Genomic DNA, 19,492 nt, shown 5'->3' with positions numbered 1-19,492 from the left:
TCCGGGGTAGGCGGCATAAGGGCGATTCCTTTCTTGTAATGGCGGCATTACATGCCACTCCCCCTGCTTTGTGAATGCGACGATAGTCAGGTAAACCCCTACTAAAGTACGAAGCGTTGCGCGTTTGCGGTTTTCCAGAAGGGCCAAATTACGACTAAATGACAAGGTGACCCCTGCCAAGGGCGTATTCGTTTGGCGGCGCGGGCTCTCTAGCATCTGTTCATCGCGTGTGCGACCCCCAGACAATGACCCGCAAAGAGGCCTCAATCATGATTTACGCACCCCCCGGAACCCCAGGCGCTGTCGTTTCTTTCAAATCGCGCTATGGCAATTACATCGGCGGTGAGTTTATCGCGCCGGTCCATGGCGAATACTTCACCAATACCTCGCCGATCAACGGTGACGTGATTGCCCAGTTCCCCCGTTCCACCGCCGCTGATATCGAACTCGCGCTGGACGCCGCCCATGGGGCGGCCGATGCCTGGGGCAAGACCTCGGCACAGGATCGCTCGCGGGTCCTGTTGAACATTGCCGACCGCATTGAACAACATCTTGAAGTGCTGGCCGTTACCGAAACCTGGGACAACGGCAAGGCCGTGCGCGAAACCCTGAATGCCGACGTTCCGCTGGCGGCCGACCACTTCCGTTATTTCGCCGGTTGCATCCGTGCCCAGGAAGGCGGCGCCGCAGAGATCAACGAACTGACCACGGCTTACCATTTCCATGAACCCCTGGGCGTGGTGGGGCAAATCATTCCGTGGAACTTCCCGCTGTTGATGGCGGCCTGGAAGCTGGCGCCTGCGCTGGCGGCGGGCAACTGCGTGGTGCTGAAACCGGCCGAACAAACGCCGCTGTCGATCATGGTCTTCGCCGAGCTGATCAACGACCTGCTGCCACCGGGTGTCTTGAATATCGTCCATGGTTTTGGCCGTGAAGCCGGCGAGGCCCTGGCCACCAGCAAGCGTATCGCCAAGATCGCATTCACCGGCTCCACGCCGGTGGGCGCGCACATCATGAAGTGCGCGGCCGAGAACATCATTCCCAGTACGGTGGAGCTGGGTGGCAAGTCGCCGAATATCTTCTTCGAAGACATCATGCAGGCCGAGCCGCAGTTTATCGAAAAGGCCGCTGAAGGCCTGGTGCTGGCTTTTTTCAACCAGGGCGAGGTCTGCACCTGCCCGTCGCGTGCCTTGATCCAGGAATCGATCTACGACGCGTTCATGGCGGTCGTGATGCAGAAGATCGGCAAGATCAAGCGTGGCGATCCTCTGGACACCGAGACCATGGTCGGCGCCCAGGCCTCGGAGCAGCAATACGACAAGATTCTTTCGTACCTGAAGATTGCTCAGGAGGAGGGGGCGGTGCTCTTGACCGGCGGCGCGGCGGAGCGCCTGGAAGGCGATCTGTCCACCGGCTACTACATCCAGCCGACGCTGCTCAAGGGCAACAACACAATGCGCGTGTTCCAGGAGGAGATTTTCGGCCCGGTGGTGGGCGTGACCACCTTCAAGGACGAAGCTGAAGCCCTGGCGATTGCCAACGACAGCGAGTTCGGCCTCGGTGCGGGCCTGTGGACCCGTGATATCAACCGTGCCTACCGCATGGGGCGGGCGATCAAGGCCGGTCGCGTGTGGACCAACTGCTATCACCTGTACCCGGCGCATGCCGCGTTCGGTGGCTACAAGAAATCCGGTGTCGGCCGTGAAAACCACAAAATGATGCTCGACCACTACCAGCAGACCAAAAACCTGCTGGTCAGCTACGACATCAATCCGCTGGGCTTCTTTTGATGCGCTGAGCCTTTACCGGCAAACGCTTGAAACGGCAGGAACCTGGCATGCCCGCGTTCCTGCCGTTCGTTTTGTCCATGCTTGGGTTGTCGCAGCAATCGAAGGCTGGTGGGCGAATAAAGGGCCGATTTGTTTTCCGTTGTGCGTCCCTGGCTTGTTAGTGGAGCGTCACCACCCTGCGACTCTCGCCGATCCGGATCCTGTCCAGCGCCCGGTTCAAGGCGTCCAGGGCATCGAGAAGTGCTTTTGCCTCGGTCTCCCTGCCATCCCCCCAAAGGCGTTCAGCCATTTTGTTCAGGGCCTGGATGGATCTTTCGATCTCAGCAGCCGTTGCTGCCGCGCTAGCTGCCGGCTTTGTCTTTGGCATTTTCAGAACTTCAACTGTCGGGGGACTGATTTATTTATCATGGCAGGATCTCTCCTGGAAACGTGTTTTATCCATGGGGAAGGCTGGAATGGAACCTCTCGACCAAAGGACGCGACAGTTATGGAAACCCTTTTTTCTCAAGTCGGCGAGCGTTTGAACGATTGCCGATTTACGGTAGCAGGCAACGCCCACGGGCTATCCGGTGCAGGCACGGTATTTCATTACCATGTCGAGGGAAACGCTATTTCGGGCACCTACCAAGGCGGCCGGATCCGCATGGGGCATCAAGTCGGGCGCGTGACAGGCCCGGATACCATTGAGCTTCTTTATCATTGCTTGACCACGGAGGGCGAGATGCTTGCCGGTTGGTCCCGTGGCACGGTAGGCGTTGATCACGCAGGGCGTACCACTCTGGCTTTCGTATGGGGTTGGTTGTCGGGCGCGACTGGCGGTGGGGAGTCCAGCTACGTCGAGCTTGTCCCGTAGTCGTTAAGGATTCTCTGCGTAATCAAAAATGGTATCAGGGAGAAAGCTGTGAGCTTACGGATCGAGATAAAAGAAGCGCCTCAAGAGGCCGATTACCAGGCAATCCTGGCACCGTTGATCGAATACAACCAGGCACAAACCGGACGGGTAGGAGTCGAAAAACTTGCGCTTCTAATCAAGGATGAGACGGGCAACACTGAGGGTGGTTTATACGCCAAAGTTTCCGGACAGTGGTTATTCATTGAATTGCTTGTTGTGCCTGAAATCGCCAGAGGGCAGGGCATGGGATCGAAGTTGATGAATATGGCGCAAGCGCTGGCTCGTGAGAAAGGTTGCCAAGGTATTTGGCTGGACACCTTCTCCTTCCAAGCGCCGGAATTTTACCTCCGACATGGCTTCAGTATCTTTGGCGAGCTCAAGGATTACCCGGTCGCTGGGCACAACCGGTTTTTTATGCAAAAGCGGTTTGATCTTCAAGAGAAGCAGACCGGGTAAGGGCTCAGATAGCCTCCACCTGAAAGCTGGCGCGGGTTCCACGCTTTCATTGCCCGATGGGTTGGCTGTACCGATCCTGGATGCGCTTCAACTCACCTGACTGGCGCAGTTGCTCCAGGGCGTCGGCCCAGGCGGCTACCCGTTTGTCGTCACTGTCGCGGCTGAAGGCAATGTACAGCGATGAGCGATAAAGCTCGATGGGAATCTGCCGTAGCGTGCCGGGGGCGATGTTCAACTCGCGGCTGTAGTAAGCCACCCCCGCGGCGGTGTCGCCGACGATGATGTCAGTGCGTCCGGCGAGCAGCATGCGATAGAGCTGCCGGCTCTCGATTGCAACTTTTGCGAGGTTGTTGAAGCCCCGCGACTGCAGAACCTCGGGTATCAGGCCGGCCTGTCTCGTCGTGATCTGTGGCGCGCGTAGTAGCTGTTCCAGGGAATTCACCGGCTGCTGCGCATTGGCTAACTGATAGGGGTAAATGGACTCTTCCACGATCGGTCCGACCCACTTGTATAAGGGGTCGCGCTTCGCCGTGCGGAACAGGGAATACAGGATGGTCTTGGGGCGGGTATTCAATGCGTGGATGCTGCGCATACTGGGCAACAGCACCATCTCGAAGTCATCCCCGGTCCGCGCCATGATGGCCCGGACGATCTCCGTGGACATGCCCGTGAGCTGATTGTTCTCCTGATAGTTGTACGGTGCCCACTCCTCGGTAACGACCAGATAGGACTCGGCCCTGGCGGGAGCGCCGAGCAATAGACAGAGCAGCGCTACAGCAAGTGTCGAAGACTTCACGTGTTCTGCCTGGTTGACTACACGGTGATCAAGGCTGGCCCCTGATTAAAGGGGCAAAATCAGTATAGCCCCTGACACCTGTCTAACGTCTGAGGCAGTGTCGTAAAAGGTGGTGCAGGTTTTCGCTGAAGCTTGTCCTGGCTGAGCATAGGCGTCGCAGCCAGTGGTATGAGTCAGCCTCCGGGCACCCAGTGCCCGGAGGTTGTCGCCTGTTACTCGAGCAATTGTTCCAGGCTTGGATCGCGGATCACGCGTTGCAGTGGCTGCGGTGCGCCATTGCCAGACTTCAGCATCTTCAACTTCAGGCCGGCGGTTTTCGCGCAAGCGTTGATGCCGTTTTCGTAGATCCCGCCCATGTCACACTTCCACTGGTAGAAGTTCACCAGACTGCCCGACATCTGCAGGCTGAAATCCGTGCTCTTGGTACCCGGGGTGAACGGATGGCCTGCCGGAATGTTCTGGAACCACCTCATCCAGTCAGGCGAACCCACCGGTGGCGGATTTTTCTGGAACAGTGGATTCATGATCGCCACTTGCGGCGCCTCGGCCGTCATATGGCAGCTCTGGCAGGAGCTGTTGGGATTGTCCACCGGACCGTTGAGGCGCCCGTTCCAGCCCAGGTGGGTCGGCGGCAGCTCCTGGGTGTTGGCGTTGATGGCGGTCTGTTGCAGCGCCGGGTTGATCTTGGTGACGGTCGGTTTCGGGTTGGTGAAGTCATTGCCGGTTTCTTTCGGATCGTTGCCCCAGATGATCCCCACCGGTACCAGGTTGTCCCAGCCAGCCTTGCCGGTCTTGGCGCCGTTGTACTGGAAGGTGCCGAAGATCCAGCCGGTCTCCTTCATGCGGGTGTCACGTACGGCGATGTCCATCTGGATCAGGGCGACATCCTTCACCACGCGATTGGCGGAGGTGAAGGTGTCGGTGATATAGCCCTGCCACAACACCGGGTTGACCAGGAACGGCACGGTGCTGCGGTCGATGTCGGCAAACAGGGCCTTGCACACGACCGTACCGTTGGGGAAGCTGTTGGGCTGCGAGGTGTAGCTCGGATCAGGGTTCTGTGGGTCTTTCCAGACCTTGCCGATGGTGTAGGCGCCGATGTCGTTGTAAATGCCCACGGCGTAAGTCTGGCCGGTGGCGGTTTGCGTGGACGCCAGTTGCTGGGCCTGGATCTGCGCTTCCTTGGTCAAGCCATGGATGCCCTCGCGCCCCAGCGGGCCATAGTGCTGCCACGGCATGTGGTACCACTGGCGAACCTTGTTTTTCTGAACGTCCCAATTGACGTCGACGTTACCTTCCAGGCAGTAGTTTTTCACGGCGTCCATGTAGGCACGCCAGGTTTCAAAATTGTTGTCCTGCTTGGTCGGCAGCTTCTTGAAGAACTCCGGCAGCGGGCCTTTGGGCGGTGTGGTGGGGTAACTCTGGCTGAGCACGAATTTGGCGCCGGTATAGGTGTCGGGTGGCGCGTAGCCGTAGTCAGGGTAGGTGCCGGCCTGGGCGGCGACGCTGAACAACGCGGCCGCCACCGCGAAGGCTGTGAGCTTTCCTAGGGGTTGGGTCATCAATCATCTCCTTGATAGGGAAAACGCCTGGCATCGCTTGGGCTTATGCCTGCCAATGCGGGGGCTTCCTTTTATTTATTTTTGGTCAAGGTCTCGGCTTGATCGCCGAGACGGGCTTCACGGGTGAGCAGGGTATCGGGTGTGGGGTGGACTACCTCCTCGGCGGCGCCGGACGACTGAGTTCAATCCCCAACGATTTGCCAGGAATGATCAACAGAGAGGAAACGGAGTGTGCGCAGGGAGGGCGGGGGATTCTGACTATCGACTCCTGTCGATCGCTGGCCGTTCTTCCTTGCTATCAGGTGTAGGTCATTTTCAGGAAAGTGCCATCCTTTTAGATGGCAGCCAGGGGAGCATCGGGAGGCATGCACGTGCTGAATCCATCGCGTTGGACACATCCTATAGTGTGAACAATGGACCGCTGGATTAACGGCTCAGATCACTAGACAGATATCAAATGGCCGCCTACGCTGCAAATCGCTACTGTTAGACCTGTGCCTACACAAGCTGGATCGTTCGGTAATACCTGACATCGGATGTAAACTCTTCATTAGCCAGGAGGCTAACCTTATGTCTGTTCAACCGCTTACGCATGTACTCATCGATACCGATGTCGATTTCGACGATTACATGGCCATGTCGTATTTGCTCAAGCATCATGGGATAAAAGTCGAAGGTATTACTGTGACGGGGGTGGGCGCTGTTCACTTGAGTCACGGCGTTGAAAACGTCAGCAATTTCCTCACTTTGTTTAATGACCCTGAGATAGAACGTATCCCCGTTGCGGCGGGTCTTCAGCGCCCCATGGTTTATAGCAATACCTTTCCCTTTGAAACACGCCAGGCGGCGGATCACCATTACGACGCCCTGTTTCCACGGAAAAACCCCAATCCCACGCGAGCCGATGCGCTCGCTTTTTTAAGGGAAACATTGGAAAAATCCAATCATAAATTTACGGTGTTGATGATCGGTGGTGGTACGACCTGGGGGCATTTGTTCCAGCAAGCCAAAACCGACAGTACGTTGCAACACTTGTTGCTCAGCAAAATAGACCGCATCGTTATGATGGGCGGGAATTTGTTGTCGGAATACGTCCGGCCTGGTGCGGGCGGTAATATTATTGACGCCCTGGGTGATGCGCCTTACTACACCAATCAGGTTGCCGAATGGAACATCTTCCTGGATCCGCTGGGTGCCCACTATGTCTTCAATGGCGGGGTCCCCATTCAATTGGTTGCGCTGAACGCCAGTAACTTCATCCCCATTACCCAGAGTTTCGTGAACCAGCTCTCCCGGATTTCCAACCCGGTGGCTCAATTCCTCACCCACGTGCTGCAAAGCTCGACCATCGCGCCGGGTATCGGCAAATATCTGTATTTCTGGGATCCCTTGGCGGCCACCGCGATAACCGACCCTCAGTTTATCCAATTTACCCGCTATCACCTGCGGGTGGAGCAGGAGCTGAACGAAGAGCAGGATATGACCGGGAAGTTGGTGCCGGATAACGCGGGTGCCCCGGTCGATGTTGCCCTGTCGGCCGCCCCCGGGTTCGTCACCACACTTTATTTGTACACCATCGCCGGCAACTCGGTCGAAGCCACCGCCGAAAACATGGCCAAAGCAGCAGAGGCCGTGGCCGATAAGTAGCGTTGCAAGGCAAGGGCCGGCAGCCAGGGAACAGCTACGCCGATCAGGGCGCCTCCGCGCCCTGTAGTAGCCGCTATTCAAAGGAGCGAATATATGAACGTCAAAGCAATGCTGGGTCGACTGTTGCTGTGCCTGGGTGGCGTGCTGGCGGTCTCGTCGGTTTATGCGGAGAGTGTGATCATCGCCACACCGCAACAAGGTGTGGGGATCACGGTCGATGTCTTTGATCATCCAGAGGCTTCAAGTGGCACGCCTTCTTCGACGAGCACGGTGCCCTTCAGGCCGCAAGCGTTTTATATACCCTCGGTGCAGTCGTTCAAGGGTAAGGTTTATATGTTCTGGGCCAACAACAATGACCAAAAGCATATAAATTATGCCACTTCGGCGGAAGGGAGAAACTGGTCTGCCACACAAACTATCAGTGTGGATAGTATTTTTAGTAATGTCTCGGTGAGCGTGTTCAATCAAAAATTGGTACTGACCTTTACCGATCCCCAGGGCCGCTTGAAGACCGTCAGCTCCGAAAACGGCACCGGCTGGTCCACGGCCAAGCCTATCAGTACGCTCCATACGGCCATCAATAACAAACCGATTGTGTATAACGGACAGCTCTTTGTCTTGTATAGCGAAAACTCAGGTAACGCTGTTTATTATGTCACCTCGAATGACGGTGTTGCGTGGAGCCGGGAAAATCTGGCCTTCCAGGAAAGCGCCGACAAAATTCTAACGATGGTGCCCGTCGTCTATAACGGTCAATTGTGGGCTTATTACGCTTTTGAAAACGGCGCCATGTTCGCCCGCACTTACGACCGGGCCGGCCAGTGGGGCGCGAAGCAAGCGCTGACGGGGATAAACGGCCAGGGGCCCAGGGGCTTCCTGAACAGTGCAACGATGATCGGCGAGCGCGTGTTTATCAGCAGCAGTTCCAGTACGTTTTATTCAAATGACGGGCTGCATTGGAATGCGTATTTCTCCAAACGCTTCCCTGGGAATTCGGCCTATCCATCGGGATTGGGCGTTTCCTATGCCATCACCGCAAACGATTTGACCACGAACAATCCGCAACTGCCCGCGGATCTGGCCACGGGCCTTAGCCATACCGACTATGCAACTTTCGCCTGGCGCAGCTTTATCGCACTGAACAATGCCGCCAACACGCCGTTACCGGCTAACCGCGGCATTGGCAATCCCTCCAGCAGCTTTGCCGATTCGGGCAAGCTGCCACAATCTCCCAGTCCTTTGTTGTGGCAAACCTTCGCCCACCGCACCGAGTTGTTTCCTCCGGGAGGGGTAAAAAAAGGCGTAGGCGGCCCTACGCGGCCGTTCGCTTCCAGCCCGCAATACCGCTATGTCAGTTTCCCCAACGGTGTGCCTTTGGCCCCAGGCGCGAGTTTTGCTCATTACAACAATCTGGATGAGGCGACTCAAATAGGGCAAAACGCGATATTTTTCCCGGTCAACCCGCCACGAGCAGCAATGAACGGGAGTCACTATGCCCCTTCGAACGACAGCCAGATCCTGTTCGAGGCCAAGGCCAATCCCGTCATTTACACCTATGCGCAAGGCCTGAGCATGTACCCGGATCATATCGTCCTGCCCGACGGCGCGGTGGAGGTCAAGGCGGCATGGCGCAAGCTGGCGGATATTCCGGTGGCGCAGCGTGCGCGCTACCATACGGCGACGGTGGTGACCTATCACGGCACCGATAAGGCACCGGTGGCGTACAACGAAGACTATGCCCTGGTCGCCTTGCATATCATCCATAAGACGGCCAACTACCCGACCTTCATATTCGCCACGTTCGAGCATGAGGATGCGATGACCTTGCCCGACAAGTCGCCGACCGGGCTTTACTATATCGCCAACTACGACAAGGTTGCCTACTCGCCGGATAACGGTTTACCGCCGGTTGCTACCTTCTCTGACGGCAACACCACCCATACGGTGACCCTGCCCAGGGGCGATGTTGCGGACTCGGCCCATACTCCGCCCATCTACTCCGGCAGCAACGGGATCCCCAAGGGGCAGGCCGGGCCGATTCGTGTCGTGCAACCGCAAACCATCTATTCCGAAGTCACGGCGGTCAACAACCAGGTCAAGCAGCTAATGGACGGCAGCAGTGCGTTCAACAATTCGGTCTGGAAGCACTACCGGCTTAAAGGGGTGCAGGCCATTCCGTCGAGCACTGAAACCGACCCGGATTACTACCTGGCCAATATCCTGGTCGAAAGCAGCCAGCCGGGGATTCAACTCTTTCGCGGAAGCAACGTATTCCCCGTTCCGGAGGACAACACCCTGACCAATATGCGCACGGTGAAGAACATCAAGGTGCCGGATTTTGATCACAGCACTGGAAGCCAGACCATGGGCGGCTGCATGGGGTGTCATGGCATCGCCCAGAGCACACTGAAACAAGGTTTCAGTTTTCTGTTTGATGCGATCAATCGCGCTAACTTCATGGACCCCTCCAGCCCCACCGGCTTTGCGAATCCGGAGACCATAGGTTTGCCGGATACTCGCACCCAGCATGCACGGGCTCTGAAATACTCTTTCGGCTTTCAGAACAAAGGCGCGGTTGAGGAGACGGGCAAGTAGGAAGCCGGTGTGGCTCACTCCCGCTTCTCGGCCACTAACAGCAATGACTGAGGCGCAGCACTCTGTGGGTGCTGCGGCTCCTGCAAAGTACTCAACCGAAAACCGGCCATGTCCAGCGCATTGAGCCAACTGGACAGGGTTCGGAAATACCAGGGCATGGCTTGCCACTGCCCCTTGAACCCATCGAAGGTTTCGTTTCGCCAACCATCCTGATAGTCGCCCGCCGCCGCAGTCCACGGATGCAGGGTCTGGATCACCAGCGCGCCGCCAGGGGCGAGCAGGGTGTTCATGGCGGCAAGCAGGGGGAGGATGTCCTGGTGCAGCAGGGCAAAGTTGGCGCAGATCAGCGCGTAGTCGCGGCCGATATCCACCTTCGCCTCCACCAACGCTTCGTAGCTGGCCAAATGCACTGGCGAAGAGCCCGCCGCCCGCGCGGCCTCAACCAGCGTCGCATCGCCGTCCACACCAACCGCGTTGATGCCCCGTGTCGCCAGTGCCCGCAACAGCCAGCCCTCGCCACAACCCAGGTCGAGCACACGCTCGGGCTGGCGGCCCAGCACCGCCAGCAGGATGGCCTGGTCGGTGACCTGGCGGCGGCTTTCGATGGCGCCGCCGCGAACCGCTTCAATCCAGGATTGGGCGTTGTGATGCCAGCTTTGCAGGAGGGCGGATTCGGGGGCGGGCATTTTGATGTCCGGAGTCGGTGGTTGGATGGAAGGATAGAACAAGTGCAGACGCAGCGGACCTGGATGGCTCGAGAACATAGGCATATGTACTCGAGCATTTGTTACGGATGGACGGGATAGTCGGTATACCCGCCCGCATCGCCGCCAAAGAAGCTGGCAGGATCGGCTGGATTGAGTGGCAGCCCCTCGCGGATACGTCGCGGCAGATCAGGATTGGCCAGGAAGGGGCGGCCGAAGGCAATGATATCGGCGCGGCCTTGCGACACTGCCCGGGCGGCGCTGGCGGGGTCATAACCGCCGGCTAGAATCAGCACCCCGTGCCATGTGTTCCGCAATTGCTGGATGATGGCGTCCCAGCGAGGGTCAAATTGCTCATCTCGTACGGTCCCGACGATGGCCGGTTCAACCAGGTGAAGGTAGGCCAGCGACCAATCGTTGAGCCGGTTGACCAGATAGCCGAACGTCTCTTCAGGCGTGTCGTCACCCATCCCCATGAAGCGCCCCATGGGGGTCAGGCGTACAGCTGTTCGCGCGGCCCCGATTTCTGTTGCAACGGCGGCTACGACTTCGAGCAACAGGCGGCTGCGATTTTCGATGCTGCCACCGTAAGTGTCCTTGCGCTGGTTGCTGGCACTATTGATAAATTGGTCAAGCAGGTAACCATTGCCTGCATGGATTTCAACGCCGTCCATTCCGGCCTCAATGGCGTTACGTGCGGCGCGACGGTAGTCTTCCACGATTGTCTTGATGCCATCGATGGTCAGTGCCTGAGGATCAGGAATCTCTCCCCACACACCGTTGCCCTGTTCGTCGACAATGAATGTCTTGCCTGGAACCGGCATCGATGTCGGCGCCACGGGAAGTCCGCCATCCGGTTGGAAGCTGGGGTGCGAAACCCGTCCGACGTGCCATAACTGCATGAAAATCTGTCCGCCGGCCTTATGGACTTCATCGGTCACCACGCGCCAGCCATCAATCTGTTCCTGGTTGTAGATGCCCGGCGTCCAGGCATAGCCTTGTGCTTGTCGAGAGATCTGGGTCGCTTCGGTAATGATCAGGGCAGCGCTGGAGCGCTGACGGTAGTACTCGGCGTTCAGGGATGTAGGCACATCCCCCGGCTGGCCGGCGCGTGAGCGTGTGAGGGGGGCCATCGCGATGCGATGTTCGAGTTGCAACGAGCCAACGGCAATCGGTTGGAACAGGGACTTCATGATCTTTCTCCAGTTTGAGTGGGCTGGGCTCAGCCAGCGTGAAGGGTCGGACGGTGGAACATCAGGTGATCGCCCATGGCTTGGCCCTGGGCGAGCAGGCGTTGCCCCAAGGCAATCTGTGCCGGTTCCCAGTTCGCCAGAGCGCGATCCGTGTCGTCTGGGGCCTGGCTCAGGCACCGGGCCAGTTCGAGTGCGTTGAATGCCGCCTTGGAGGTGCTGGCGGCGGTGTGCGGCCGGGGAATGGCGGCCGCATCGCCGAGTAGGACCACCCGGCCATCAACCATCCGCGGCATCGCCAAATCGCGGATGCTTTGCACGAAAGGCTGTTCGGTGGCTTGCACCACTTCCCGAAAAGCGGGGGGCAGCAGCCTGTCGGCTTCCCTCCAGACATGCTCGCGCCACGCCGGCGCGAGAAGCCCTTCCGGTACCGAATAGTCGCGCTTGTGCCCATTGGCGTCGGTCATGAGATCGCCGATGAGTGGCTCCTCGACAACCCGATACCAAACCCAGTTGTAGTAGCGTTGTCCGGGACGAATATCGTTGTGTTCACCGGGTACCAGGTAGCCCAGGATGTGCGAGCCGCCGGCGTTTGCGAAACCGAAGTCACCCGCCAACACCCGGGCAGGCAACTCGGGCAAACGGCTTTCTGGCAGGAGGCCGCGCCAGGCAACATAGCCGGCGTAGCCAGGCTGGTATTCTGGCCAGAGCAATTGGCGTACCTGCGAGTTACCGCCATCAGCGGCGACGAGCAAGTCAGCCTCGATGCGCTCGCCGTCTTCGAACACGGCCACCACCCGACCGGCTTCTGGCTGATCGAGGTCCACCAGGACTTTCCCCTGGTGGTAGCGCTCATTGCCGAAGGCCTGGCGCAAGGTTGTGTAAAGCAGTGACCAGGACGTCTGGACTTGCGGGGCCAAGGTTTTGCTTTGGACACGGCCGTCCGGATACAGCACGGTGCGGTACTGCGAGCGAACGCCCATCTCCAGGTGGGTCAATGGAACGTTCAGCTTGCGAAACGCTTCGACCACCTCCGGCTGCAGCACTACGCCGCCGCCTCGACTGTCGAGGTCGTGGGAAGAACGCTCGAAAATATCGACGTCCCAGCCGATCTGGCGCAGCAGATTACCTGCGAAAAGCCCGCCCAATGATCCGCCAATCACCAGGGCACGAGGTGCCCCGGCAGGTCGTTGAGGGTGAGTTGTAAATGTGCCCATGGTAGGTCCTCCTTTTCGACCTACTCTAGGGGCTGGACCGGACGCTGATAATCAGCACTCCTCGCCAAACCGTATTGCGTGAGTTGCAACACCGGTCTGGGTAGAGGCCACCATGACCGCGCTCACGCTCGGTCATGGTGGCCGCACTCAAAGCGACCGGGTCAGGGGCAGTTGCAAAGGCCGTCGGCCAGTGGCGTGGGCCAGGGCATTGCCGAGGGCCGCCGCCATCGGGCCTTGCACGATCTCCGCAGCGCCCAGAAATGGCTGGCCTGGCTGATCGAGCAAATGCACTTCGACACGCCGTGGCAATTGTGGAAAACGCAGGATCGGATAACCGCTCCAGTCGTAACTGCGGACGCCTGCGGCATCAAAATCGACGGCTTCGAACAACGTCCAACTGGTGGATTGCACAATCCCACCCTCTATCTGGTTTCGCAGGCCATCGGGGCTGACGATCTGTCCGACATCCACGGCCGTGACCACCCGATCAACCACGATGTCACCGGTTTGCGGGTGAACGTTGATCTGCACCGCCAGGGCGCAATACCCCATGATGTTTTTGTACCGCGCGAAGGCAAAGCCGACCCCCACGCCCGGCTTGACGGGCTGGGTTGTCCAGCCGAAGTCGTCCCGCACTCGCTCTATCACCGCCCGAGCGCGAGGGTCATCCAAATGGGCGAGGCGCAAAGCGACAGGGTCCACACCGGCGCGCGCCGCCAGCTCATCCATGCAGGCTTCGATCGCAAAGACATTGATGTGCGCACCCAGGGAGCGCATCGCCGAGGTGCGAAATGGCATCAGGGTGATGAAGTTCATGTCGATACGGGTCGAGGCCGTGTTGTACAGGGGCACGGCGTTACGGTCACCGTCGCCTTCCGGTTGCGCGATAGGCACCGATGGGGCCGAGGTGAAGGGTTTGGAGAGCAAGCGCGCCGGTAACAGGCGACCGGCATTGACGATGCGTTCGTTGTGCGGGGTCGTCCACAGTTCGTAGGCCCAATCCTGGATCCGGCCGTCTTGATCCAGGCTTGCCTGCACCTCGGTGATCATGGCCGAGCTGTAGGGCTCCCAGAGGTTTTCCTGCTCGCGCATCCATTGAACCCGCACGGGAGAGCCGGGCACGCCCATGGCAATCAGGGCGGCGTCCGCCGCCGCGTCATCCGCGCCGTTATGGCCGTAACAGCCGGACCCTTCGGTATGGATGCAGCGAACCCGTTCCAGGGGTAAGCCGAGCATTTGTGCGATACCCGCGCGTAGCGGATAGACACCTTGGGAGTGGGTCCAGACAGTGAGCACGTCCTCCTTTAACCAGGCCACCGCGCAGGACGGGCCGATAGAACCGTGCATGAGATAGTGCTTGGTCACCCGTGCCCGATAACCCGGTCCGGGGGCCGCCGCCGGACTGCCCGTGTGGCTGATGGGGTAACGGCGCGATGGCAAGTGCGGGAGCAACGCATGGATGCTGCGTGCATCGGGCAGCGCAACGCCTTCGCTCCATTTCGCCTGCGCATACCCCGCGCGCATCGCCTTCACGGCCTGCCATTCGTCCTTCGCAACCACGGCCAGGTAGTTGCCGTCATGAACGACCTGCACCACACCAGGCAGGCTTTGCAAGGCCTCGGGATCAAACGACAGCAGTTGGCAACCTGGCCTGGGTGGCCGGATGAGTCGGGCATGCAGCATGCCTGGCAAACGCATATCTTGTACGAATGCGGCACCGCCACTGACCTTGGCCGGGATGTCCAGGCGAGGCAGTGAGTGCCCGATCAGGCTGAATTCTCCAGGGGCCTTTGCTGGCGATTTCGGCAGCGCATGGCGATGCAGGTCCACGCCGCCGACGGCCTCGAAGTAGCTCATGCGCTGCCCGTCGGGCCCTTGAATCAGCGCATCACGGGTCACCAGCCCATCAGGCTCGACGCGCCAACGCCTGGCCGCGGACTCCACCAGCAATTGGCGCACCTGGGCCGCGGCATTGAATAACGCCGTGCCACTGTCGACGATGGTGTGACTCCCCGCGGTATAGCCTTCATCGGGTGTCAACGCGGTGTCGGCAGTCAGCATGTTGATGGTGTCGGGCGCCACTTCCAGACGCTCGGCGGCGATCTGCAACAAGGCGGTTTTCACCCCGGTACCCAGTTCGGCCTTACCGGTGTAGACGGTTATTCCCTGCGCATCGACGCGTATCCAGGCATCCAGGTAAGGGTTGCTGCGCAAGCTGCCGGCCAGGTCTGGAGCCAGGACCAGCGTGCCGAGGGTATCCACCTCGGTGTCGGCCCATGCATTGCCGGCAACCGGTAGCAGCGAGAACGCCACCAGCAAGGAACCGTTGCGCAGGAAGGCGCGCCGCCCGAGATCGACGTTAGCGTTGCTCTTCATGGTGTGCTCCCGACGCGGCGACGGCACGGATGGCCTCGATGATTCGCAAATGTGTACCGCAACGGCAGAGGTTCGGCGCCATGTGAGTGGTGATTGTCTGTTCGTCAGGGTTGGGATCGCGCTCCAGCAGTGCCTGGGCGCGCATCAACATTCCGGCGATGCAGTAGCCGCATTGTGCGGCTTGTTTTTCGATAAAGGCCTTTTGCAAGGCGCCGGGCTGATCGGCTGTACCCAGGCTTTCCACGGTACGGATTTTTTTGCCCTGTACACTTGAGCAAGGGGTGACACAGGAAAAGATCGGCTTGTCGTCGACGATCACCGTGCAGGCGCCACACTGGCCAAGCCCGCAGCCATACTTTGCGCCATTGAGCTCAAGCTGGTTGCGCAAGGCATAAAGCAGGGGCGTGTCGGCGTCGATGTCCAGCACGTGGGACGCTCCATTGACATTCAGGGTCATGCGGCTCATTGCGCATCCTCGCGTAAGTCGTCGATAGTTTCCGGGAGGTCGGCCCAGGGATGATCCGGCTCGGCGCGAGCGCGCAGGTATGTCGCCAGCACCGTGAGTTGGGCGTTGTTGAGAAGGGCGGCGAACGCCGGCATGCCGGGGCCTGAAGCGCCCGGGGTCATGGCGATGCCCTCCCGTACCGTCTTCACGAAGTTGCGCGAACTGGCGGAGCGCAGGGCTGAGGTGTCGGCAAGGTCAGGACGCCCGTCGATCAAGCGCATGGGGGCGCCTGCGCCATGACAGCCGGCACAGGCCGCCTGGAAGAGGGCGGCCCCTTCGTTGCGTGCCGTCGGGTCGAGCGCTCGGGTGTCAGGCGTCGGCGAGGGTGTTTCAGCTGGAGTGTGCGCACCCAGGCTCAGCAGGTATTCGGCAATGGCCTGCACATCACTGACGGGCATTTTCCCCAGGCCCAGGCTGACCGGTCTCATGGGGCCGGCCGCCGCCCCATGATCGGCCGCCACCTCGCCGCGCAGATAGTCCACCAGTTGCTGACTGTTCCAGGGCTTGCGCGCTTGGGCCAAACCCAGCAGGGAAGGCGCCTCCCAGCCATCGACCGTACCGCCGGCCAGCGATTGCCCGGACTTTTCGGCGCCCAAAAGGTTGAGCGGTGAATGGCATCCCGCGCAGTGCCCGGCGCCTTCGACCAGATACCGGCCTCGATTCCATTGCGCCGTTTGCCCGGACTCCGGTTGTGCTTGTGCGCCATGAAGGAACAGCAGGTTCCAGAACGAAACCAGCGGCCGAATGTTCATGGGGAAGTTCATCTGGTTCGGCCTGGCGGGCGAGTCCACTGGCGGTCCGCTCATCAAATAGGCATAAGCGTCTTTCAGATCGTCCTCGCTCATGCGGCGATAATGGGCATAGGGAAACGCCGGATACAGAAAATGCCCGTCACGGGATACGCCGTGACGCATGGCCCGTTCGAACGCCTCCAGGGACCATTGACCCATACCCGTGTGATCGTCGGGTGTGATGTTGGTGCTGTAGAGCGTGCCAAAGGGGGTCACCAGCGGGAGTCCGCCGGACAGATACTCGCCACCCGGGCGCGTATGGCAGACCGCGCAATCGCCGGCCTCGACCACCAGCGCTCCGCGCCGGATCTGCTCGGCATTGCGCGGCGCAGGTTGCTTGACGGGGGGCAGGGAGGGTCGCCACATCAGTGCACCGGCCAAAGCGGCGCCACAGACGGCGAGGGTAAGCCCACCTAGCCACAGACCTTTCTTGTTCATGCTTGCTCATCCTTCGCCAGCGTTGTGCTCGAAACGGGAAGGGTAGGCAGGCATGCCGAAGCGGGGTATCACCTCGCCGCGCAACAGTGTGTTGCGCCAACTGCACCTGCGCCGAGCATTGCGCCTCGCGCATCGTAGTGTTGCTCCGCCGCCTGATTCCTAAGTTGCAAACAGGCACCTAGGCTAGCGCCATCCATTCAACCCCTAATGAGGTGTGGCCATGTCCCTTGGCAGCTCCACAACGTCTGATCTGAAGGCGACGCCTGTCACGTCGCCAACCCTGTCCACCACGATGGTCGTTTTGCTTGCGTTCTGTTGCGGCGCCGTCGTCGCCAACCTGTATTACGCCCAGCCCATCGTTGAACTGATTGCGCCGCAGATTGGCCTGTCAAGCGAGCACGCCAGCCTCATCGTTGCCTTGACTCAGCTCGGCTACGCATTGGGTCTGTTCTTTTTGGTGCCCCTGGCCGACCTGATGGAAAATCGTCGGCTGGTGGTTGGCTTCTCGCTGGCGGCTTCCTTGTGCCTGGCCGGTGCCGCGCTGAGCCAGACGCCTTCAGCCTTTCTGATCTGTTCGTTGCTGATCGGCCTCACATCGGTGGCCGTACAGATCCTGGTGCCACTGGCGGCGCACATGGCGCCGGAAAAATCCCGTGGCCAGGTGGTGGGCAACATCATGAGTGGCCTGCTGTTGGGGATTCTGCTTTCCCGCCCGATTGCCAGCACGCTCACCGAGTCGTTCGGCTGGCACGGGGTGTTCTTTGGTGCGTCCGTCCTGATGGCGATGATCGCGCTCTTGATGGGGGTTGCCCTGCCGCAACGAATGCCCGCTCACCGTGCCAGCTACGGGGCGTTGATCGGTTCGATCTTCAGCCTCGCGCGCCGTTATGCCGTGCTTCGCGAACGCTCTTTGTATCAAGGATTGCTCTTTGCCAGCTTCAGCATTTTCTGGACGATTGCGCCTGTCGAACTCATCCGTCATCACCATTTCAGCCAAACACAGGTAGCCCTGTTTACCCTGGTGGGCGCGGTCGGGGCGATAGCGGCTCCGATTGCAGGACGCCTGGCGGATGCCGGTCATACGCAGCGGGGTAGCCTCATCGCCCTGCTACTGGCGCCGGCATCGCTATTGATCGCGGCACTGCCGGCCTCGGGTTATCTGTGGCTGGTGGTTAGCGCCGTGCTGCTGGACTTTGCCGTTCAACTGAACATGGTGCTGGGACAGCGTGAGGTCTATGCTCTTGATCCGCATAGTCGCGCTCGCTTGAATGCGGTCTACATGACGAGTATTTTCCTTGGCGGAGCCTTGGGCTCGGTGCTGGCGAGCCCGCTTTACGAACGCCTGGGATGGAATCTGTTCGTCTGCCTGGCTGCTTTGATACCCGCCGTGGCGGCCGTGCTGTTTTTCAGCCGCCTGCGCATTAGTGCGAAGTTGTGAGGCTTGCCAGCACAACCCTTCAAGGCAAACACGCGAGGCTTGTTCAGAATGCATCCAACCAGGTATATCGGTTGAGCCACTGGGTCCAGTCGCTCACAACATCGGAGTTTGGGCCATGGACAAACTGCTTGCGCTGACTATGTTCGTCGAAACCGTGCGCTGCGGTGGCTATTCTGCCGCGGCGCGTAAACTCGGCGTTTCAACCTCATCCGTCACTCGCCAGGTCGCCAGCCTCGAAACGGAGTTGGGCGCGTCGTTGCTCAATCGTACGACGCGTAGTACCAGCCCCACCGTCGCGGGACAAGCGTACTTCGAAAAGGCTCTTTTTATCCTGGATGCCCTCGCCGAGGCCGACACGGCCGTTGCCGACCGCAACGCCGTGGCCCGCGGGCGCCTGAGGGTCAGCGTACCGGTCGAGTTTGGCCGGCGGGTCATAGCCCCGCACATAGGGCGCTTGCTTGCCCAGTATCCAGAACTCGACGTGAGCCTGTCGCTGAGCGACCAAATGACCGATCTGTTGAAGGAGCGAATCGACCTGTCCGTTCGCTTGGGCTCCTCATTGGCCAGCGAAGACATTATCAGTAAACCGATCGGCCGGTTCGAACGCTGGATCGTTGCAAGCCCCGACTATCTGGCCGGAGCCGGCATTCCCTTGCAGCCACAGGCGCTTTTGAATCACGAATGCTTGCGCTTCGATTACGAGGGCCTGCATCAGGGCTGGGTTTTTCGCAGCCCGGAAGATTGCATTCGCATCAATGTCCAGGGACGGCTTGAAAGCAACAATGCCGATATCCTCCGTGAGGCGGCCTTGAGTGGCCGAGGCATTGCGTTGCTGGCGGATTGGCTGGTGGCCGAGGATGTGCGACAAGGACTTCTGACCCGCGTACTCGCCAACTACGAGGCCAACCCGGGCGAGGCCAATGGCATGATCAATGTGTTGTATTTGCCAAACCATCGAGGATCCAGCCGGGTGAAGGTTTTTATCGCCTTTCTCGAGGAAATCCTCAGCTACTGAGGGGGGATGACAGCGCCCACGCAACACTGCATTGCGCTGCGGATATCTACTCGGAGCGGGTCATTTCACCTAAAGTCGGG

Annotated in this window: 16 protein-coding genes; 7 read left to right on the top strand and 9 right to left on the bottom strand. The window is 59.6% G+C overall.

Annotated elements, in window-relative coordinates; genetic code table 11:
* The first annotated feature begins 269 nt into the window (after positions 1-269).
* A complete protein-coding gene (locus M5C56_RS05505) occupies positions 270-1,790 on the top strand; it encodes an aldehyde dehydrogenase family protein (protein WP_103496845.1) in 1,521 nt (506 codons plus the stop codon).
* 157 nt (positions 1,791-1,947) lie between these two features.
* Here M5C56_RS05505 and M5C56_RS05500 read toward each other — a convergent pair whose 3' ends face one another.
* Entirely contained in the window at positions 1,948-2,157 is a 210-nt protein-coding gene (locus M5C56_RS05500; protein WP_103496844.1) for a hypothetical protein, read from the bottom strand.
* A 120-nt stretch (positions 2,158-2,277) separates the two neighbouring features.
* On the opposite strand from M5C56_RS05500, the gene M5C56_RS05495 reads away from it, so the two are divergent.
* Both M5C56_RS05495 and M5C56_RS05490 read left to right on the top strand, forming a co-directional pair.
* Positions 2,278-2,643 (top strand): hypothetical protein, encoded by a 366-nt coding sequence (locus M5C56_RS05495; protein ID WP_103496843.1) that lies wholly within the window; start codon positions 2,278-2,280, stop codon positions 2,641-2,643.
* A gap of 48 nt (positions 2,644-2,691) precedes the next feature.
* Entirely contained in the window at positions 2,692-3,138 is a 447-nt protein-coding gene (locus tag M5C56_RS05490) for a GNAT family N-acetyltransferase (RefSeq protein ID WP_103496842.1), read from the top strand.
* Positions 3,139-3,184: 46 nt separating this feature from the next.
* Here M5C56_RS05490 and M5C56_RS05485 read toward each other — a convergent pair whose 3' ends face one another.
* A complete protein-coding gene (locus tag M5C56_RS05485; RefSeq protein ID WP_103496841.1) occupies positions 3,185-3,934 on the bottom strand; it encodes a transporter substrate-binding domain-containing protein in 750 nt (249 codons plus the stop codon).
* A 212-nt stretch (positions 3,935-4,146) separates the two neighbouring features.
* Complete coding sequence (locus M5C56_RS05480; protein ID WP_103496840.1) at positions 4,147-5,496, bottom strand: hypothetical protein; 1,350 nt, start codon at positions 5,494-5,496, stop codon at positions 4,147-4,149.
* Positions 5,497-6,066: 570 nt separating this feature from the next.
* Between M5C56_RS05480 and M5C56_RS05475 the strand changes: the two genes are divergently transcribed.
* Together M5C56_RS05475 and M5C56_RS05470 are read left to right on the top strand one after the other, a co-directional pair.
* The gene (locus tag M5C56_RS05475; RefSeq protein ID WP_103496839.1) at positions 6,067-7,143 is read left to right on the top strand and encodes a nucleoside hydrolase; all 1,077 of its coding nucleotides are present in this window, start codon (positions 6,067-6,069) and stop codon (positions 7,141-7,143) included.
* Positions 7,144-7,236: 93 nt separating this feature from the next.
* Positions 7,237-9,738 (top strand): sialidase family protein, encoded by a 2,502-nt coding sequence (locus M5C56_RS05470; RefSeq protein ID WP_103496838.1) that lies wholly within the window; start codon positions 7,237-7,239, stop codon positions 9,736-9,738.
* A gap of 14 nt (positions 9,739-9,752) precedes the next feature.
* Here M5C56_RS05470 and M5C56_RS05465 read toward each other — a convergent pair whose 3' ends face one another.
* The 6 genes from M5C56_RS05465 to M5C56_RS05440 form a co-directional block, all read right to left on the bottom strand.
* A complete protein-coding gene (locus M5C56_RS05465; protein ID WP_103496858.1) occupies positions 9,753-10,424 on the bottom strand; it encodes a class I SAM-dependent methyltransferase in 672 nt (223 codons plus the stop codon).
* Between the two features lie 101 nt (positions 10,425-10,525).
* Positions 10,526-11,638: an alkene reductase gene (locus tag M5C56_RS05460; RefSeq protein WP_103496857.1), complete on the bottom strand. Its 1,113-nt coding sequence runs from the start codon at positions 11,636-11,638 to the stop codon at positions 10,526-10,528.
* A gap of 26 nt (positions 11,639-11,664) precedes the next feature.
* A complete protein-coding gene (locus tag M5C56_RS05455; protein WP_103496837.1) occupies positions 11,665-12,849 on the bottom strand; it encodes an FAD binding domain-containing protein in 1,185 nt (394 codons plus the stop codon).
* A gap of 147 nt (positions 12,850-12,996) precedes the next feature.
* The gene (locus tag M5C56_RS05450; RefSeq protein WP_103496836.1) at positions 12,997-15,225 is read right to left on the bottom strand and encodes a molybdopterin cofactor-binding domain-containing protein; all 2,229 of its coding nucleotides are present in this window, start codon (positions 15,223-15,225) and stop codon (positions 12,997-12,999) included.
* A complete protein-coding gene (locus tag M5C56_RS05445) occupies positions 15,209-15,691 on the bottom strand; it encodes a (2Fe-2S)-binding protein (protein WP_103496835.1) in 483 nt (160 codons plus the stop codon). Before M5C56_RS05445 ends, M5C56_RS05450 begins: the two co-directional genes overlap by 17 nt.
* The gene (locus M5C56_RS05440; protein WP_103496834.1) at positions 15,688-16,959 is read right to left on the bottom strand and encodes a c-type cytochrome; all 1,272 of its coding nucleotides are present in this window, start codon (positions 16,957-16,959) and stop codon (positions 15,688-15,690) included. The genes M5C56_RS05445 and M5C56_RS05440 overlap by 4 nt, the downstream gene beginning before the upstream one ends.
* A 220-nt stretch (positions 16,960-17,179) precedes the next feature.
* Between M5C56_RS05440 and M5C56_RS05435 the strand changes: the two genes are divergently transcribed.
* Positions 17,180-18,397 (top strand): MFS transporter, encoded by a 1,218-nt coding sequence (locus M5C56_RS05435; RefSeq protein WP_103496833.1) that lies wholly within the window; start codon positions 17,180-17,182, stop codon positions 18,395-18,397.
* A 115-nt stretch (positions 18,398-18,512) separates the two neighbouring features.
* Complete coding sequence (locus M5C56_RS05430) at positions 18,513-19,412, top strand: LysR family transcriptional regulator (protein WP_103496832.1); 900 nt, start codon at positions 18,513-18,515, stop codon at positions 19,410-19,412.
* The last annotated feature ends 80 nt before the right edge of the window (positions 19,413-19,492 follow it).

Source organism: Pseudomonas sp. MWU13-2862 (assembly GCF_023242495.1).
In the GTDB taxonomy this organism is placed as follows: domain Bacteria; phylum Pseudomonadota; class Gammaproteobacteria; order Pseudomonadales; family Pseudomonadaceae; genus Aquipseudomonas; species Aquipseudomonas gingeri_D.
The sequence above is the reverse complement of the archived record's forward strand: the minus strand, read 5'-3'. Positions and strand labels throughout refer to the sequence as shown.

What these genes read in the sequence shown, in the direction of transcription:
- M5C56_RS05480 (WP_103496840.1), bottom strand. Translation starts at nt 5,496, where the DNA reads ATGACCCAACCCCTAGGAAAGCTCACAGCCTTCGCGGTGGCGGCCGCG.
- M5C56_RS05430 (WP_103496832.1), top strand. Translation starts at nt 18,513, where the DNA reads ATGGACAAACTGCTTGCGCTGACTATGTTCGTCGAAACCGTGCGCTGC.
- M5C56_RS05465 (WP_103496858.1), bottom strand. Translation starts at nt 10,424, where the DNA reads ATGCCCGCCCCCGAATCCGCCCTCCTGCAAAGCTGGCATCACAACGCC.
- M5C56_RS05440 (WP_103496834.1), bottom strand. Translation starts at nt 16,959, where the DNA reads ATGAACAAGAAAGGTCTGTGGCTAGGTGGGCTTACCCTCGCCGTCTGT.
- M5C56_RS05435 (WP_103496833.1), top strand. Translation starts at nt 17,180, where the DNA reads ATGTCCCTTGGCAGCTCCACAACGTCTGATCTGAAGGCGACGCCTGTC.
- M5C56_RS05505 (WP_103496845.1), top strand. Translation starts at nt 270, where the DNA reads ATGATTTACGCACCCCCCGGAACCCCAGGCGCTGTCGTTTCTTTCAAA.
- M5C56_RS05475 (WP_103496839.1), top strand. Translation starts at nt 6,067, where the DNA reads ATGTCTGTTCAACCGCTTACGCATGTACTCATCGATACCGATGTCGAT.
- M5C56_RS05445 (WP_103496835.1), bottom strand. Translation starts at nt 15,691, where the DNA reads ATGAGCCGCATGACCCTGAATGTCAATGGAGCGTCCCACGTGCTGGAC.
- M5C56_RS05470 (WP_103496838.1), top strand. Translation starts at nt 7,237, where the DNA reads ATGAACGTCAAAGCAATGCTGGGTCGACTGTTGCTGTGCCTGGGTGGC.
- M5C56_RS05450 (WP_103496836.1), bottom strand. Translation starts at nt 15,225, where the DNA reads ATGAAGAGCAACGCTAACGTCGATCTCGGGCGGCGCGCCTTCCTGCGC.
- M5C56_RS05495 (WP_103496843.1), top strand. Translation starts at nt 2,278, where the DNA reads ATGGAAACCCTTTTTTCTCAAGTCGGCGAGCGTTTGAACGATTGCCGA.
- M5C56_RS05500 (WP_103496844.1), bottom strand. Translation starts at nt 2,157, where the DNA reads ATGCCAAAGACAAAGCCGGCAGCTAGCGCGGCAGCAACGGCTGCTGAG.
- M5C56_RS05455 (WP_103496837.1), bottom strand. Translation starts at nt 12,849, where the DNA reads ATGGGCACATTTACAACTCACCCTCAACGACCTGCCGGGGCACCTCGT.